General features: G+C 72.6%; 17 protein-coding genes. 5 read left to right on the top strand and 12 right to left on the bottom strand.

Annotation, left to right across the window (positions count from 1 at the left end; genetic code table 11):
* Positions 1 to 3: 3 nt before the first annotated feature.
* On the top strand, positions 4 to 1,035 hold the full coding sequence (locus tag ABD249_RS06685; protein ID WP_344341866.1) for an LLM class flavin-dependent oxidoreductase: 1,032 nt from the start codon (positions 4 to 6) through the stop codon (positions 1,033 to 1,035).
* Here the strand turns inward: ABD249_RS06685 and ABD249_RS06680 are convergent.
* Together ABD249_RS06680 and ABD249_RS06675 are read right to left on the bottom strand one after the other, a co-directional pair.
* The gene (locus ABD249_RS06680) at positions 1,032 to 1,619 is read right to left on the bottom strand and encodes a hypothetical protein (RefSeq protein WP_344341864.1); all 588 of its coding nucleotides are present in this window, start codon (positions 1,617 to 1,619) and stop codon (positions 1,032 to 1,034) included. The genes ABD249_RS06685 and ABD249_RS06680 overlap by 4 nt on opposite strands.
* A 42-nt stretch (positions 1,620 to 1,661) precedes the next feature.
* Complete coding sequence (locus ABD249_RS06675) at positions 1,662 to 2,096, bottom strand: MarR family winged helix-turn-helix transcriptional regulator (protein ID WP_344341861.1); 435 nt, start codon at positions 2,094 to 2,096, stop codon at positions 1,662 to 1,664.
* A gap of 41 nt (positions 2,097 to 2,137) precedes the next feature.
* On the opposite strand from ABD249_RS06675, the gene ABD249_RS06670 reads away from it, so the two are divergent.
* Both ABD249_RS06670 and ABD249_RS06665 read left to right on the top strand, forming a co-directional pair.
* Entirely contained in the window at positions 2,138 to 2,386 is a 249-nt protein-coding gene (locus ABD249_RS06670; RefSeq protein ID WP_344341858.1) for a hypothetical protein, read from the top strand.
* A gap of 39 nt (positions 2,387 to 2,425) precedes the next feature.
* A complete protein-coding gene (locus ABD249_RS06665; RefSeq protein WP_344341855.1) occupies positions 2,426 to 2,989 on the top strand; it encodes a P-loop NTPase family protein in 564 nt (187 codons plus the stop codon).
* Positions 2,990 to 3,041: 52 nt separating this feature from the next.
* Here the strand turns inward: ABD249_RS06665 and ctaF are convergent, their stop codons facing one another.
* The 5 genes from ctaF to ABD249_RS06640 all read right to left on the bottom strand — a co-directional run bounded on the left by ctaF (position 3,042) and on the right by ABD249_RS06640 (position 8,108).
* Complete coding sequence (ctaF, locus tag ABD249_RS06660; protein ID WP_344341852.1) at positions 3,042 to 3,461, bottom strand: aa3-type cytochrome oxidase subunit IV; 420 nt, start codon at positions 3,459 to 3,461, stop codon at positions 3,042 to 3,044.
* Positions 3,462 to 3,464: 3 nt separating this feature from the next.
* Positions 3,465 to 5,183: an aa3-type cytochrome oxidase subunit I gene (gene ctaD / locus ABD249_RS06655; protein ID WP_344341849.1), complete on the bottom strand. Its 1,719-nt coding sequence runs from the start codon at positions 5,181 to 5,183 to the stop codon at positions 3,465 to 3,467.
* Positions 5,183 to 6,109 (bottom strand): aa3-type cytochrome oxidase subunit II, encoded by a 927-nt coding sequence (ctaC, locus tag ABD249_RS06650; protein WP_344341846.1) that lies wholly within the window; start codon positions 6,107 to 6,109, stop codon positions 5,183 to 5,185. Before ctaC ends, ctaD begins: the two co-directional genes overlap by 1 nt.
* A 204-nt stretch (positions 6,110 to 6,313) precedes the next feature.
* Positions 6,314 to 6,682, bottom strand: a complete 369-nt coding sequence (locus ABD249_RS06645; RefSeq protein ID WP_344341843.1) for a HesB/IscA family protein — start codon at positions 6,680 to 6,682, stop codon at positions 6,314 to 6,316.
* A gap of 40 nt (positions 6,683 to 6,722) precedes the next feature.
* The gene (locus tag ABD249_RS06640; protein WP_344341840.1) at positions 6,723 to 8,108 is read right to left on the bottom strand and encodes a dipeptidase; all 1,386 of its coding nucleotides are present in this window, start codon (positions 8,106 to 8,108) and stop codon (positions 6,723 to 6,725) included.
* Between the two features lie 67 nt (positions 8,109 to 8,175).
* Here ABD249_RS06640 and ABD249_RS06635 point away from each other — a divergent pair, with 67 nt between their 5' ends.
* Complete coding sequence (locus ABD249_RS06635; RefSeq protein WP_344341837.1) at positions 8,176 to 8,745, top strand: DUF3043 domain-containing protein; 570 nt, start codon at positions 8,176 to 8,178, stop codon at positions 8,743 to 8,745.
* Positions 8,746 to 8,781: 36 nt separating this feature from the next.
* On the opposite strand, the gene ABD249_RS06630 is transcribed toward ABD249_RS06635, so the two are convergent.
* The 3 genes from ABD249_RS06630 to ABD249_RS06620 form a co-directional block, all read right to left on the bottom strand.
* Positions 8,782 to 9,975, bottom strand: a complete 1,194-nt coding sequence (locus tag ABD249_RS06630) for an amidohydrolase family protein (protein WP_344341834.1) — start codon at positions 9,973 to 9,975, stop codon at positions 8,782 to 8,784.
* An 83-nt stretch (positions 9,976 to 10,058) separates the two neighbouring features.
* Complete coding sequence (locus tag ABD249_RS06625; protein ID WP_344341831.1) at positions 10,059 to 10,613, bottom strand: OsmC family protein; 555 nt, start codon at positions 10,611 to 10,613, stop codon at positions 10,059 to 10,061.
* 109 nt (positions 10,614 to 10,722) lie between these two features.
* On the bottom strand, positions 10,723 to 11,205 hold the full coding sequence (locus ABD249_RS06620; RefSeq protein ID WP_344341828.1) for a DUF1648 domain-containing protein: 483 nt from the start codon (positions 11,203 to 11,205) through the stop codon (positions 10,723 to 10,725).
* A 100-nt stretch (positions 11,206 to 11,305) separates the two neighbouring features.
* Between ABD249_RS06620 and ABD249_RS06615 the strand changes: the two genes are divergently transcribed.
* Positions 11,306 to 12,289: an SDR family NAD(P)-dependent oxidoreductase gene (locus tag ABD249_RS06615; protein ID WP_344341825.1), complete on the top strand. Its 984-nt coding sequence runs from the start codon at positions 11,306 to 11,308 to the stop codon at positions 12,287 to 12,289.
* 57 nt (positions 12,290 to 12,346) lie between these two features.
* On the opposite strand, the gene ABD249_RS06610 is transcribed toward ABD249_RS06615, so the two are convergent.
* Both ABD249_RS06610 and ABD249_RS06605 read right to left on the bottom strand, forming a co-directional pair.
* Complete coding sequence (locus tag ABD249_RS06610; RefSeq protein WP_344341822.1) at positions 12,347 to 13,534, bottom strand: alcohol dehydrogenase catalytic domain-containing protein; 1,188 nt, start codon at positions 13,532 to 13,534, stop codon at positions 12,347 to 12,349.
* 70 nt (positions 13,535 to 13,604) lie between these two features.
* Positions 13,605 to 15,296: an ABC1 kinase family protein gene (locus tag ABD249_RS06605; RefSeq protein ID WP_344341819.1), complete on the bottom strand. Its 1,692-nt coding sequence runs from the start codon at positions 15,294 to 15,296 to the stop codon at positions 13,605 to 13,607.
* Positions 15,297 to 15,311 lie beyond the last annotated feature (15 nt).

Genomic DNA, 15,311 nt, shown 5'->3' with positions numbered 1-15,311 from the left:
CGCATGCTGGGCTTCGGGCTCCACACCTTCGGCGACGTCGTCGGTGCGGAGCCCGACGCGCATCCGCGGACGATCCGCGAGGTCGTCGCCGAGGGCGTGCTCGCGGACGCGCGCGGCGTCGACTTCCTCGGCCTCGGCGAGCACCACCGCGCCGACTTCTCGCTCTCGGCCCCCGAGATCGTCCTGGGTGCCCTCGCGGCCGCGACCGAGCGCATCCGCCTCGGCACCGCGGTGACGGTGCTGTCCTCCGCCGATCCCGTGCGCGTCTTCGAGCAGTTCGCGACGATCGACGGGCTGTCGGGCGGCCGCGCGGAGCTCATCGTCGGGCGCGGATCGTTCGTCGAGTCGTTCCCGCTGTTCGGCTTCCGGCTCGAGGACTACGAGGCGCTGTTCGAGGAGCGCCTCGAGCTGCTCGCGGCGCTCGTCGCCGAGCAGCCCGTCACGTGGAGCGGCAGGCTCCGGGCGTCCCTGACCGACCAGGAGGTCTGGCCGCGGTCGCAGGCGTCGGCGACCGGTGGACGCATGCCCGTGTGGGTGGGCGTCGGCGGCACGCCGCAGTCGGTCGTGCGCGCAGCCAGCCACGGCTTCGACCTCATGCTCGCCGTCATCGGCGGCAGCCCCAGGGGCTTCGCGCCGTTCTCGCGGCTCTACCGCGAGGCGATGACCCGCTTCGGGCACGAGGGCGGCAGGGTCGGCCTCCACTCCCCCGGCCTCATCGCCGAGACCGACGCCGAGGCGCGCGAGCTGCTGCGGCCGCACTGGATCACGCAGCGCAACCGCATCGGCGCCGAGCGCGGCTGGGGTCCGGCGAGCGTGCGGGAGTTCGACGACGCCGCGAGCGACGACGGCGCGCTCTTCGTCGGCTCGCCCGAGACCGTCGCCGCGAAGATCGTCCGTGCTGCGCGCGACCTCGGCCTCGACCGGTTCGACCTCAAGTACGCCTCCGGCACGCCCCACGCCGAGAACCTGCGCACGATCGAGCTCTACGGCACCGAGGTCATCCCTCGCGTGCGCGCCGCGCTCGCCGAGGGCTAGGCCGGCAGCGGGGCACCGCAGTCACGGCACGTGTCCGCGGCGGGCACGACCATGAAGCACGCCAGGCACGTGACCTCGCGCATGCTGCCGGTCGGGAGGGCGCGCGGCACGGGCGTCGTGCGCCGTGCGCGCGGAGCCGTGCGCGTGGCCGCCGGCCGTGCGACCGTGCGCGGCGTGAGCTGCGGCTGGCCGCCTCCCGGGGGCAGCGTCGCGCCGAACGCGCGGTAGCACTCGAGCCGATCCTCCGCGGCCAGCCGCTCACGGGCCTGCACGCCCTCGCCGGGCACCGAGCCGGCATGATCGCCCACCGAGAGGTCGGCCCGCACGCACAGCGAGGCGAGCCTCGGCTCGCCGCGCATCGCCGCCTCCGCCGCGACGCGCGCGAGCAGGTTGCCCACCCACTCCTGGGCAGGCTGACGCGTGGTGACGCCCGTGGCGGCCTGCACGCGCTCGGCGAGATCCTCCTCGGTGATCCACGCGCCGTACTCGTGCGCGACGGCGACGAGCACCTCGCGGGCCGCCGGCGCCCACTGCCGGAGCGCGTCGGACTGCGAGACGTACTTGCCGCTGGCAAGGTCGGGCATCTGGGTTCCTCCTCGGAGATGGTCCGTCTGCCAGGCTACGCGTCAGTCGCGTGTGCCGGCGAACGGTGCGAGGGCGTCGCGCAGCGCGACGAGCGCCTCGGGCGACATCCCCGTGGCCTCCATGACCTGCTCGGGCACCCGCAGCGCCTCGCGACGCAGCGCGACGCCCGCATCCGTCAGCCCGATGTCGAGGACCCGCTCGTCGACGGCGCTGCGGACCCGCGTGACGATGCCCTGCGCCTCGAGTCGGCGGACGAGCGGCGAGAGGGTCGCAGGCTCGAGAGCGACGGCCGCCGCGAGGTCGCGGAGCGACCGAGGCGCACGCTCCCACAGCGCGAGCAGCACGAGGTACTGGGGATGCGTGAGGCCGAGCGGCTCGAGGATGGGGCGGTAGATCGCGACGACGTTGCGCGCCGCCGTGACGATCGCGAAGCAGACCTGCTCGTCGAGTCGCAGCATGTCGTCGCGTTCGCTCATGGCAGCCCTCTCCCCCGTCATTCGTGAGTACACTGATCATCATGGCACGAAGAGACTCGCTGCGCGCACGGATCAAGGCCGCCGGCGGACTCTACCGGTGGGCGAACGCCCACCTCATCCGCGTCGCCGGGCCGCCGCAGCTCGGTCCGTGGGGCGAGGATCGGGAGGGCCGCGCGACCGCCCGTGGATGCCCCGAGTGCGGCGCTCCCTGGGAGGCGCACGAGACGCTGCACGTGCTCGGCCGCGCGAAGCTCGTCTGCCCCGTGCCGGACGCGCGCGAGCCGTCCTGATCCGGCAGCGCGCAGCACGGGGCTGCTAGCGTCCTCGACATGCTCGGTGCCGACGACCCGCTGCCGCATGCGCCCGAGCGCATCCTCGTCGCCGGCGTCGCCGGCACGGGCAAGACGACGCTCTCCGCACGCCTCGCGGCGAGGCTCGGCGTCGTCCACGTCGAGATCGACGGCCTGCACTGGGGTCCGGACTGGACGCCTCGAGCATCGTTCTCGGACGACGTCGACGCAGCGATCGCCGGCGATCGCTGGGTGATCGAGTGGCAGTACCGCATCGCGCGTGAGCGCCTCGCGCAGCGCGCGGACCTGCTCGTCTGGCTCGACTACCCGATCCGCGTGTCGATGGCGCGCGTCATCCGCCGCACGCTGCATCGACGGCTCCGCCGCGTCGAGCTGTGGCATGGCAACGTCGAGCCCCCGCTGTGGACGCTGCTCACCCACCGCGACCACATCGTGCGCTGGGCGTGGCGCACGCGGTCCAAGCACCGCGAGCCCCTGCTGCGCATCCACGAGCCGCACCCGCACCTGACGGTCGTGCGGCTGCGCAGCCAGGCCGAGACCGACCGATGGATCGCACGCCTGCCCGCGTCGTCCCCGCCCTGAGACGACGAACGCCCCGACCGAGAGGGTCGGGGCGTCCGTGGAGCGCGATGCGTCAGCGGCCGAAGTTGCCGCGATAGAACTCGAAGACCCAGCCCACCAGCATGATGAGCACGAGGGCGGCGCCGATCGGCACGAGGAAGACCGAGATCGCCAGGCCCATGAAGAGGATCATGAGGGATCCGGCGAGGAACACCGGCCACCACGACCACGGCGCGAAGTGCCCGATCTCGGGGTCGCCGTCGTCGATGAGCGCAGCCGCGTCGTCCTCGGGCAGCTGCCCGCCCGACGTGCGGTGCACGATGCCCATGTACGCGCCGATGAAGGCGGCCAGGATGGCGCACAGGCCCATGCCCAGCGTCCCGACCCACTCCACGGCTCCGTCGTAGGAGATCATGTGCCAGATCGTGTACGCGGTCGCCGCGAGCAGGAAGAAGACCGACAGGACCCAGAGGATCGTGATGTTGGCGCGCATCGGCTACTTCACCTTGCCTTCGGAGATGTCGAGCACGGGGCGCTCCGGAGCATCCTTGAACGGTCCGACGCCCACCTGCGGGCCCACCTCGGGGTGGTGCAGGTCGAACGCCGGCGACTCGCTGCGGATGCGCGGGATCGACGTGAAGTTGTGGCGCGGCGGCGGGCAGCTCGTGGCCCACTCGAGCGAGCGGCCCGAGCCCCACGGGTCGTCGACGGTGACCTTCTCGCCGTGGCGAGCGGTGACGTAGACGTTCCAGAGGAACGGCACCATCGAGAACGCGAGGATGAACGCGCCCACGGTCGAGACCTGGTTCATCCAGGTGAAGCCGTCCTCCGGCAGGTAGCTGTAGTAGCGACGCGGCATGCCGATGACGCCCAGCCAGTGCTGGATGAGGAACGTCATGTGGAAGCCGACGAACAGGAACCAGAAGTGCACGTGGCCCAGGCGGTCGTTGAGCATCTTCCCGGTCCACTTCGGCCACCAGAAGTAGAAGCCGGCGAACATCGCGAACACGACCGTGCCGAAGACGACGTAGTGGAAGTGCGCCACGACGAAGTACCCGTCCGACAGGTGGAAGTCGAGCGGCGGCGAGGCGAGGATGACGCCCGTGAGCCCACCGAAGACGAACGTCACGAGGAAGCCGATCGACCACACCATGGGTGCGTCCCACGTGATCGACCCGCGCCACATCGTGCCGATCCAGTTGAAGATCTTCACGCCCGTCGGCACGGCGATGAGCATCGTCGTCAGCGCGAAGAACGGGAGCAGCACGGATCCCGTGACGTACATGTGGTGCGCCCACACCGCGACCGACAGGGCCGCGATGGCGATCGTCGCGTACACGAGCGTCTTGTAGCCGAAGATCGGCTTGCGCGAGAACACCGGGAGGATCTCGGAGATGATGCCGAAGAACGGCAGGGCGATGATGTACACCTCGGGGTGCCCGAAGAACCAGAACAGGTGCTGCCAGAGCAGCACGCCGCCGTTCGACGGATCGTAGATGTGCGCCCCGAAGAGGCGGTCTGCGGCCATGCCGAACATCGCGGCTGCCAGCACGGGGAAGGCGATGATCACGAGGATCGACGTGATGAGGATGTTCCACGTGAAGATCGGCATGCGGAACATGGTCATGCCCGGCGCGCGCATCGTCATGATCGTCGTGATGAAGTTCACGCCACCGAGGATCGTGCCGAAGCCCGACAACGCGAGGCCGAGGAACCACAGGTTGGCGCCGACGCCTGGCGACCAGGTCTCATCGCTCAGCGGGGCGTAGGCCGTCCATCCGAACGACGCCGCACCCTGCGGGGTGAGGAAGCCGGCGACCGCCATGAGCGAGCCGAAGGAGTACAGCCAGTAGGCGAACGCGTTGAGTCGCGGGAAGGCGACGTCGGGCGAGCCGATCTGGATGGGCATGAGCGCGTTGGCGAAGCCGGCGAACAGCGGCGTCGCGAACATCAGCAGCATGATCGTGCCGTGCATCGTGAACAGCTGGTTGTACTGCTCGCGCGTGGGGACGATCTCGAGGCCGGGCTCGAAGAGCTGCGCACGGATGAGCAGCGCCATGACGCCGCCGATGCAGAAGTACACGAACGACGTGATCAGGTACATGTACCCGATGGTCTTGGCGTCGGTGGAGGTGATCCACTTGACGAGCACGTTGCCCTTGCGCTCGAAGCCATCGGAGCCGGTGCGCTCCTCCTGGATGGTGCTGGTGGCCATCACTCGCCTTCCTGGTCGGCGGGAGCCTCGGGCGTCGAGTCTCCGCCCTCCTGGTTCGCCGGGTTCGTGACGGGGTTGAGGCCCTCGCCGAACTGCTCGATCTCGTCCTCGCCGGACAGGACGTTGCCGTCCGTCTCGAGGCTCTCGAGGTAGGCGTCGTACTCGGCCTGCGAGACGATCTCCACCTGGAACAGCATCAGCGAGTGGTACTCGCCGCACAGCTCCGCGCACTTGCCTGCGTAGACGCCCTCGGTGTCGCCGGTCTCGAAGTAGAACCGGTTCGTGACGCCCGGGAGGGTGTCCTTCTTGTAGAGGAAGTCGACGATCCAGAACGAGTGCGCGACGTCGCGCGACTCGAGCGTGATCTCGACGGATGAGTTGACGGGCAGGTACATCGTCGGCAGCTGCTCGGTGTCGACCGAGCCGTTCTCGCCTGCGATCGTCTGCGCCTGGATGCCCTGGAAGTAGACCGACTGCTGGTCGGACTGCTCGTAGACGAAGTCCCACGCCCAGCGCTTGCCGTAGACCGTGATGGACACGTCGGGGTCGTCGATCGGCTCCTCGATGGCGGCCTGGTCGCGGGCCGTGAAGGCGAAGAAGCCCACGACGAGGATGACCGGGACGACCGTGAAGAAGACCTCGATCGGCATGTTGTAGCGCAGCTGCACGGGGAACCCGGTCTGGCCCTTGCGCCGGCGGTAGGCGATGCCCGCCCAGAGCATGAGGCCCCAGGTGATGACGCCGACGGCGAGGAGGACGATCCACGACGTGACCCACAGGCCGACGACGCGGTCGACGTGGTTCGTGAGGCCGGGCGTCGACGGGAGCCAGCCCTGGAGCTGCTCCTGGGTGCACCCCGCGAGGGCGAGCGTCAGGACGCCGACCACGGGGATCGCGAGCCATCGGGAGGTGCGACGAGTGCGCAAGAGAGGGTCCTTACGTATGCCTGCTGTGCAGCCCAATCCTAGTACGCGCCCAGCAGCCGGCGAGGACCGCGCCATGGGCGTTGCGCGAGGGCAGTGGCCATGCTGGGCACGCGCTCGGGCGTGTCGTCCGCGCGCCGCCGCACGACGACGGCCCCGGCGCGTGCTGCGCCGGGGCCGTCGTCGTGGTTCGAGCGGCGTGCCGCCCTAGTGGAAGCTGTCGCCGCAGGCGCAGGAGCCCTGCGCGTTCGGGTTGTCGAGCGTGAAGCCCTGCTTCTGGATCGAGTCCTCGAAGTCGATGCTCGCGCCGTCGAGGTAGGGCACGCTCATGCGGTCGACGATGACCTCGACGCCGTCGAAGTCGCGGACGGCGTCGCCGTCGAGGTAGCGCTCGTCGAAGTAGAGCTGGTAGATGAGCCCCGAGCAGCCGCCGGGCTGCACGGCGACGCGCAGGCGCAGGTCGGTGCGGCCCTCCTGGTCGAGCAGGCGGCGCACCTTGTCGGCGGCGGCGTCCGTGAGCGCGACGCCGTGCTCCTGGTCGATCTGCTCGGCAGCGCTGGTGGTGGTGTCGGTCATGATGCTCCCCTCGACGAGTCGAACGCGTCGTGTGCCTCGATCATTCCACCGAGCGCGCGTTCGCGCGAGCGAGCAGCGCCGCCTCGGCGAGGATCGCCTTGCGCAGCACGCCGAGGTGCTGCGACTCGTTCGGGCTGTGCGCCATCGTCTCGGGGTCCTCGACGCCCGTGACCAGGATCTGCGCCTCGGGGAACTGGTCGACGAGCTGCGCGATGAATGGGATCGACCCTCCGACGCCCTGCAGGACGGGCTCGGCACCCCACGCGTCGGCCATCGCGGCCTGCGCCTCCCCCGCCGCCCAGCCGTCGACGTCGACGAGGAAGGGCTCGCCGAGGTCGACGTCGGAGATGTCGAGGTGGGCGCCGAAGGGCGCGTTCGCCTCGAGGTGCGTGCGCAGCGCCTCGAAGGCCGACTGCGCCGTCTGGCCGGGCGCGATGCGCGCGGACAGGCGCACGGCGACCTCGGGCAGCAGGGTGTTGGACGCGTCGGCGACGCTCGGGGCGTCCATGCCCGTGATGGTGATCGACGGCTGGAACCACGTGCGCGAGAGCACGCTGCCCGAGCCGAGCAGGCGCACGCCCTCCAGCAGCGCGGCCTCGTCGCGCAGCTGGTCCTCGCCGCGGTCGGGCGTCGGCGCGTCGTGGCTCGTGAGCCCGGCGACCGCGACGCTCCCGTCGGCGGTCCAGAGGGTGTCGAGCAGGCGGATCGCCGCGAGCATCGCGTCGGGCACCGCGCCGCCGTACATGCCCGAGTGGCTCGCGTGGTCGAGCGTGCGCACGCCGAGGCGGAAGGTGACGTTGCCGCGGAGCGCGACGGTGAGCGAGGGGACCTCGGTCGACCAGTTGTCGCTGTCGGCGACGACGATGACGTCGGCGGCGAGCGTGTCGGCGTGCGTCTGCAGGAAGCGGCCGAACGAGCGGGATCCGAACTCCTCCTCGCCCTCGACGAAGAGCACGATGCCGAGGTCGGGGTCGGGCGTCGTCTCGGCGAGGGCGCGGAGCGCCGCGACGTGCGTCATGACGCCCGCCTTGTCGTCCGAGGCGCCACGTCCGAAGAGCCGGTCGCCGACCTCCGTGGGCTCGAACGGCGGCGTGCGCCACAGCGACTCGTCTCCCCAGGGCTGCACGTCGTGGTGCGCGTAGAGCAGCACGGTCGGGGCGCCGCCGCGGGCGGGACGACGGGCGAGGACCGCCGGCTGCCCCTCGCGGCCCTGTTCGTCGTCGACCTGCTCGATCGCGACGTCGTCGAACAGGCCCGTGCCGAGCACGAGCTCGCGCACGGCCTCGGCGCTCGCACGCACGTGGGCGCGGTCGTACGCGGCCCACGAGACGCTCGGGATGCGCACGAGGTCCTTGAGGTCGCCGACGGCGCGGTCGAAGCCGGCGTCGACGGCGGAGCGGAGCTGGTCGAGGTCTGCGGATGCCATGCGTCCGATCCTAGGGACGGTCGGGCGCGGTATCCTGGGGTCTCGAACGCCGACGTCAGGATCCTCCGTGCCCCTCTTCTCGAAGCCCAAGGACGTGCCCGTCGAGGCCGAGGTCGTCAAGGCCCACGGCAAGGGCACCGCGACCCCCAAGCGCAGCCAGCAGGTCGCGCGCAACGCACGCCCGCTCGTGCCGACGGACCGCAAGCAGGCCAAGCGCGACTCGCGCGAGGAGCTCGCGGCGCGCCGCGAGGAGCAGCGACGCGGCTTCGAGCGAGGCGACGAGAAGTTCCTCCCGGCGCGCGACCGCGGACCGGTGAAGCGCTACGCCCGCGACTACGTCGACGCGCGCCTGTCGGTCGCGATGCTCATGATCCCGGCGATGGTCGTCGTCATCATCCTGACGTTCTTCGACTCCATGGACGTCCGCGTCATCGCCAACGTCGTGCTCTTCGCCTTCATCGGCGTCGCGATCCTCGACTGCCTCCTGCTCAGCTTCCTGCTCAAGCGGCGCATCACGGCGAAGTTCGGCCCGGGTCAGACGAAGGGCGTCGCCTGGTACGCGTCGATGCGCGCCGCGCAGCTGCCGTTCATGCGCATGCCGAAGCCGCAGACGCGCCTCTTCCAGTTCCCCGAGTGACGCCGCACGGCCCCCGGCCGCCCGTCTGAGCCGCGGTCACGTCGTCGCGACGACGCGTCCGCCCGCGAGCACCATGCGGCGCTCCGGCAGCCGCACGAGCGCGTCCATCGCGTGCTCCGCGTCCACGAGCACGACGTCGGCGCGTGCGCCGGGCACGAGGTCGTGCACGTCGCGGCCCACGGCCCATGCGCCGTCGGTCGTCGCGAGGCGGACGACGCGCTCCAGGTCGTCGTCGCGCACGAGGCTCGAGGCGCGGGCGTACTGCCTCGCGATCGCGAGCGTGTCGCCGTCGCCGTAGGGGCTCCAGAGGTCGCGGATGCCGTCCGTGCCGAGCCCGAGGCGCACGCCCGCGTCGGCGAGCTCGTGCATGGGCAGCTGCGGCAGCCGCAGGGGTGCGACGGTCGTCATGCCGACGCCGGCCTCCCCCATCCGGCGCAGCAGCCCGGCACGACGGTCGGGCGCGAGCTGCGCGATCGCGAAGCCGTGCGCGATCACGACGCGTCCCTGCAGCCCCAGGCGCTCGACGCGCTCGAGCACGAGCTCGATCTGGAAGGCGCCGAGCTCGGCCGGATCGTGCAGGTGGATGTCGACGCCGACGCCCGTGTCGGCCGCGAGGCCCATGACGAGGTCGATCTGCCCCACGGGGTCGCGATCGATCGACGCGGGGTCGAGGCCGCCGACGTGCACGGCACCCGCCTCGACGGCGTCGCGCAGCAGGCGGTCGACGCCGGGGCGGCGCAGCACGCCGTCCTGCGGGAAGGCGACGATCTGCACGTCGAGCGCGCCGCCGTACGCCGCCGCCGCCTCCTGCACCGCCTCGATGCCGGCGAGCCCGATGCCGAGGTCGACGTCGACGTGCGTGCGGATCGCGGTGGTGCCGTGCCGGACCATCTCATGCAGCACGGCCGCCGCGATCGGGGTCGACGGGATGCCGAGCTCGCCGCGGCGGGCCCGCTCGTGGCGGATGCGGCCGTCGACGCCGGCCTCGCCGGCGTACGACTGCCACGGCAGCCCCCACCACGACTTGTCGACGTGCGCGTGCGCGTTCACGATGCCCGGCAGCGCGCAGTGCCCGCGGCCGTCGACGACGATGCCGGCGTGCTCGGGCGCGGCGCCGTGCGGATGGATCGCGGCGATCGTCGCGCCGTCGACGTCGAGGTCGACGGCGTCGCCGCCCCAGGGCCGGACGTTCGCGAGCCTCGTGATGGGCGTCGTCTCGTGCTGGGTCATCCGCGCTCCTCGTCCTCGGCGCCGGAGGCGGCCCGAGCGGGTCGACGCCGACGGCACCCGAGTCTAGGAGCGAGGTCGTCGCCTCAGCGCTTGGCGACCGTCGCCGTCACGGGCGTGGGGTTCGCGAAGAGGTCGAGCACGGGGCAGTGGGCGTCGACGGCGTCGCGCAGCCGCTCGTAGCGCTCGATCGACTCGGGGCCGTCGATGCGGATGTCGAGGCGGATCGCCGAGAACCCGGCGCGGACCGACTCGTCGGCGCCGAAGAGGCGCGCGGCGTCGAGGTCGCCCTCGGCCGTGATCTCGATGTCGTCGAACGGGATCGACAGCGCCTGGGCGTAGAGACGGTAGACGACGACCTGGCACGACACGAGCGCGCCGAGGGCGATCTCGACCGGGCTCGCCGCGACGTCGTCGCCCGCGAGCGCCGCGGGCTCGTCGATCCAGAACGTGTGGGCACCCGCGCGGACGCGGGTGGCGACGGCACCCTCCCCCGTGCCCTGCACGCGGTAGCGCAGGTGGGCGGCGGTGCGGTCGGCGGCGATGCGCTCGCCCCAGGCGGAGCCTGCGTCGGCGAGCCTCGTCGCGCGCTCGTCGGCGCTCGAGTCGGGCAGGGTGCGGGTGGCGGTGTCGATGCTCATGCGTGCGACGGTACGAGCGCGTCGCCGGCCGCGGCACCCCGCGACGTCACACGAGGTCGCGGGGCGTCTCGGAGCGTCGCAGAGGGTCGCCGAGGGTCGCGCGACGCCGTCAGGCGGCCGCGAGGACGCGCTGCAGGCCGAGCGCCGTGACGAGCACGACCCCCGCGAGCCCGATCGCGGCGACCGCGATGCCGCCTGGCACGAGGATCGCCAGCACGATGCCGCCGAGCGCGACGGCGACGGCAGCGCCCAGCAGGACGAGCATCCGCTCGACCTCGCGATGCACGGCGTCGACGCGGTCGTCGGCGATCGGCCCGGGCACCTGGGCCCACTCCGGGCGGGTCGAGAGCCAGGCGACGAGCAGCTGCAGCGCCAGCCACGCGCCGGCGAGCGGCGCGAGGGTCCACCTGGGACCGAACGCGTCCGCCTCGCCCGTGACGCCGAAGTGCGTCGGGATGGTCTCAGGCAGCGTCGGGATGACGGCGAGCGTCGCCACGGCGCCCAGCACGGTCGCGACGAGGGTGGCGATCCGGAGGCCCCGGATGCCGGGAGCGCTCGGTCCGTGCCAGCGAGGGCGGGTGGCTGCGCGCATCCCACGACCGTATCGAGGGGTGCTGGACGGCACCGTCGGGCGTGCACGGCGCGACGTCAAGGGCGCGCGCCGGCCCCGGGCGCGGACGTACCGTCGTCCGATGGGAACGCAGAGATCCATCGCACGCCGAAGCCGCGTCGCCGTCGTCGCCGGCGGCTCCCGCGGCCTCGGGCTGCTCGTCGCGCTCGACCTCGCCAGGCGGGGCTGGAGCGTCGCCGTGTGCGCGCGCGGCGAGGACGGCGTCGCGCACGCCGTCCGCAGGCTCGACGGCGCCGCTCGTCGCGGAGCCGCCATGCGCGGCGCCGTCTACGACGTGGGCGACGCGGACGCGGTCGCCGCATGGATCGCCGACGTCGAGGACGAGCTCGGCCCGATCGACGCCGCCTTCTCCGTCGCGGGCGTCATGGACGTCGGCCCGGCCGAGACCATGCGCATCGCCGACTTCGACCAGGCGATCGACGTCATGCTGCGCGGCCCCATCCACCTCGCATGGGCCGTCCTGCCCGGGATGCGTGCGCGTCGCCGCGGCCGCATCGGCGTCGTCACGAGCATCGGCGGCATCGTGTCCGTGCCGCACCTCCTTCCCTACTCGGCCGCGAAGGCCGGGGCGGTGGGCTTCACGGAGGGGCTCGCGGCCGAGCTCGCCGGCACCGGCGTCTCGGCGACGACGATCGTGCCCGGCCTCATGCGCACGGGCGCCCACGAGGTCGCGCGCTTCCGCGGACGCCGGAGCGCCGAGCTCGCGTGGTTCTCGGCCGGCGCATCCCTGCCGATCGTGTCGACCTCCGCCGAGCGCGCCGCGCGCCGCATGGTCGAGGGCGTGCTCGCCGGTCGGCCGCACGTGCGCGTGCCGTGGTGGATCCACGTGGCGATGCGCGTGCACGGGCTCGCTCCCTCGACGACCGTGCGTGCCGCCGGCCTCGCAGGCAGGCTGCTGCCGTCGGCCGGCCGGAGCCCCGACGGACCCGCCGAGGGTGGCACGGTGCCGCGCTCCCCCGTCGTCGCAGCGCTCACGGTGCTCGGCACGCGTGCAGCGCAGCGGCTGGGGACGCGCGTCGACCGCGAGGGCGACGGGCGCTCCTGACGCGCCGGCGCCCCTGCCGGGTCCGGCCGGGCTGCCGGGCCGAGCCGGGCTGCCGGGTCAGGCCGGGCGCAGCTCGGGCTTGAGGACGACCTTGATGCAGCCATCCTCCTTGCGCTGGAACGTGCGGTATGCCTCCGGCGCGGCGTCGAGCGGCAGCCGATGCGTCGCGAGCTGCTCGAGGCCGAGCACGTCGCCCTCCTCCTCCACGATCGGCAGCAGGTCGTCGATCCACCGGCGCACGTCGCACTGGCCCATGCGCATCGCGATGCCCTTGTCGAACATGATCCGCAGCGGCATCGGGTCGGCGACGCCGCCGTAGACGCCCGAGATCGAGACCGTGCCACCGCGTCGCACGGCGTCGATCGCGGTCATGAGGGCCGAGAGGCGGTCGATGCCGCCGTGCTCGATCGCCGCCTGCGCGACGCTCTTCGGCAGCCTGCTCGCGAGGCCGATCGCCACCGCGGCGGCGGGGTTGCCGTGTGCCTCCATGCCGACCGCCTCGACGACGGCGTCGGGCCCGCGACCGTCGGACGCGTCGCGCATCGCCTGCACGGCGTCGTCGACGTCGACGGCCACCGCGCCCCACTCGACGGCGAGCGCGCGGCGCTCGGGCTCGGGGTCGGAGCCGACGACGCGGATGCCGCGGCGGACGGCGAGGCGGACGACCAGCTGGCCGACCGGTCCGAGGCCGACGACGCCGAGGGTGCCGCCGTCGGGCACGTCTGCGTACTCGAGCGCCTGGTACGCGGTGGGGAGGATGTCCGAGAGGTACAGGTAGCGCTCGTCGGGGTGCTCGGAGCCGACGACGATCGGTCCGACGTCGGCGAACGGGACGCGCAGCCGCTCCGCCTGGCCGCCGGGCACCGCGCCGTACATCGACGTGTAGCCGAACAGCGCGGCACCGGTGCCCTGCTCGCGGTCCTGCGTCGTCTCGCACTGGGCGAAGCGCTTCCGCTCGCACATCCAGCACTCGCCGCACGCGATGACGAAGGGCACGACGACGCGGTCGCCGACCTTGAGGCGGGTCACCTCGCTGCCGATCTCCTCGACGACGCCCATCGTCTCGTGGCCGAGGACGTCGCCCTGCGTCAGGTACGGCGCCAGGACGCGGTAGAGGTGCAGGTCGGAGCCGCAGATCGCGGTGGAGGTGACGCGGATGATCGCGTCGGTGGGCAGCTGGATGGTGGGGTCGGGGACCTCCGCGACGCGGACGTCCTCGATGCCGTGCCAGGTGAGTGCTCGCATGTCCCGGACCCTATGCGCTCGCCACCGCGCTGACGAGCGGGTGGACAGCGCGGCGGCGGCGTGCGACGCGTCAGCGCCGGCGGGCGAGGAGCCCGCCGAGCACCGCGTGCAGGAGCGGCACGACCGACGCGACCATGAGCGCGGTGCCGAGCCAGGCGCCGTCGCCCTGCAGCACGGCGCCGCCGACGAGGAGCCCGACGAAGAGCACGGCCGACACGACGCGCGCGATGCTGCGCTCGACGCGGTCGATGCGCCGCTCGATGCGCGGCACGGCGACCTGGAGGCGCCCCTCCTCGATCCGCGTCGCGAGGTCGTCGAGGCGACGGGGCAGGCCTGCGGCGACGCGGGCGGACTGGAGCGCCTGGCGCCCGACGTCCTGCACGACGTTGCCGCGCTCCTCCTGCAGCAGCCGCGACGCGTACGGCTCGACGGCATCCCACAGGTTGAAGGCGGGATCGAGCGACGAGCACACGCCCGACGTGAGCGACATGGCCCGGATGACGAGCAGCATGTCCTCGGGCAGCTGGAAGGGCAGCGTGCGCAGCAGCTCCTGGAACTCGAGGGCGAAGTCGCGGAACTCGCGCGGGTCGACCTCGCGCAGCTCGGCGAAGCCCATGCCGCCGAAGCGTGCGAAGGCCTGCGTCATCGCCCGCTCGAGCTCGGCGGTGTCCGCCGAGGGCAGCAGCACGCCGACGTCGCGGATGCCGTCGACGAGGCCCGTGCCGTCGCGCGACGCGGCGGCGATGAGCATCCGCCGCAGGCCGCGCCGCGTCGTGGGCGGGACGGCGCCCATCATGCCGAAGTCGATGAAGGTGAGCCGCCACGTCGGGCGTCCCTCGGCGTCGATGCCGCCGAGCGGCGTGACGAAGACGTTGCCCGGGTGCGGATCGGCGTGGAACCAGCCGTGCGAGAAGAGCTGCTCGAACATCGTCCTGGCGAAGCGGTGCGCGACGATCGACGGCTCGATGCCCGCGGCGAGCAGGGCCGCGTGATCGGTGATCTTGATCGCCGTGACGTCCTCGAGCGTCAGGACGCGGCGCGTCGTGCGCTCCCAGACGACCTCGGGCGCGCCCACGCCGTCGTCCTCGGCGAAGATCGCGGCGAACCGCTCGGCCGACTGCGCCTCGTGGAGGTAGTCGATCTCCTCCTCGCTCGTGCGGGCGAACTCCTCGACGAGCGCGGGCATGTCGGCGCGGTCCGAGATGAGGCGGAAGCGGCTGAGCCAGCCGCCGACGCGGCGCAGCGCCGCGAGATCGGTGTCGACGATCTCGGCGATGCCGGGTCGCTGCACCTTCATGACCGCGTCGCGGAAGCCGGTCTCGGCGGCATCGGCGTCGACGAGCGTCGCGCGATGCGCCTGACCGAGCGACGCCGCGGCGATCGGCGCGTCCGCGACCTGCGCGTAGGCGACCGAGAGCGGCATGCCGAGCTCGGCCTCGGCCGCGCTGCGGATGGCGGGCGTCGGCACCGCGGGGACCTCGTCCTGCAGCCCCTCGAGCTCCTTCGTGATCTCGGGCGGCAGCACGTCGAGGCGCGACGACATGAACTGGCCGACCTTGATCATGAGCCCGCCGAGCTCGACGGCGAAGTCGTGGAACGAGCGGGCGAAGCGCGTCATGCGGCGCGGTCGGCTGCGCGCGGCGAGGCGCGCGAGGCCGATGCGGGGCATGGCGATCTCGAACCACCACGTCACCGCGAGGTGGCGGGCGGCGAAGCGGAGGATGCGGCGGTACCGGGCGCGGGAGGGCGCGGCGTCAGCCATCGCACCTCCCGCAGG

This window comes from Agrococcus versicolor, assembly GCF_039531815.1.
Taxonomy (GTDB): domain Bacteria; phylum Actinomycetota; class Actinomycetes; order Actinomycetales; family Microbacteriaceae; genus Agrococcus; species Agrococcus versicolor.
This window is presented reverse-complemented; position numbering and strand designations above follow the sequence as displayed.

Coding starts and splice junctions, on each gene's coding strand:
- ABD249_RS06685 (WP_344341866.1), top strand. CDS start 4: ATGCTGGGCTTCGGGCTCCACACCTTCGGCGACGTCGTCGGTGCGGAG.
- ABD249_RS06680 (WP_344341864.1), bottom strand. CDS start 1,619: ATGCCCGACCTTGCCAGCGGCAAGTACGTCTCGCAGTCCGACGCGCTC.
- ABD249_RS06675 (WP_344341861.1), bottom strand. CDS start 2,096: ATGAGCGAACGCGACGACATGCTGCGACTCGACGAGCAGGTCTGCTTC.
- ABD249_RS06670 (WP_344341858.1), top strand. CDS start 2,138: ATGGCACGAAGAGACTCGCTGCGCGCACGGATCAAGGCCGCCGGCGGA.
- ABD249_RS06665 (WP_344341855.1), top strand. CDS start 2,426: ATGCTCGGTGCCGACGACCCGCTGCCGCATGCGCCCGAGCGCATCCTC.
- ctaF (WP_344341852.1), bottom strand. CDS start 3,461: ATGCGCGCCAACATCACGATCCTCTGGGTCCTGTCGGTCTTCTTCCTG.
- ctaD (WP_344341849.1), bottom strand. CDS start 5,183: ATGGCCACCAGCACCATCCAGGAGGAGCGCACCGGCTCCGATGGCTTC.
- ABD249_RS06645 (WP_344341843.1), bottom strand. CDS start 6,682: ATGACCGACACCACCACCAGCGCTGCCGAGCAGATCGACCAGGAGCAC.
- ABD249_RS06640 (WP_344341840.1), bottom strand. CDS start 8,108: ATGGCATCCGCAGACCTCGACCAGCTCCGCTCCGCCGTCGACGCCGGC.
- ABD249_RS06630 (WP_344341834.1), bottom strand. CDS start 9,975: ATGACCCAGCACGAGACGACGCCCATCACGAGGCTCGCGAACGTCCGG.
- ABD249_RS06625 (WP_344341831.1), bottom strand. CDS start 10,613: ATGAGCATCGACACCGCCACCCGCACCCTGCCCGACTCGAGCGCCGAC.
- ABD249_RS06620 (WP_344341828.1), bottom strand. CDS start 11,205: ATGCGCGCAGCCACCCGCCCTCGCTGGCACGGACCGAGCGCTCCCGGC.
- ABD249_RS06615 (WP_344341825.1), top strand. CDS start 11,306: ATGGGAACGCAGAGATCCATCGCACGCCGAAGCCGCGTCGCCGTCGTC.
- ABD249_RS06610 (WP_344341822.1), bottom strand. CDS start 13,534: ATGCGAGCACTCACCTGGCACGGCATCGAGGACGTCCGCGTCGCGGAG.
- ABD249_RS06605 (WP_344341819.1), bottom strand. CDS start 15,296: ATGGCTGACGCCGCGCCCTCCCGCGCCCGGTACCGCCGCATCCTCCGC.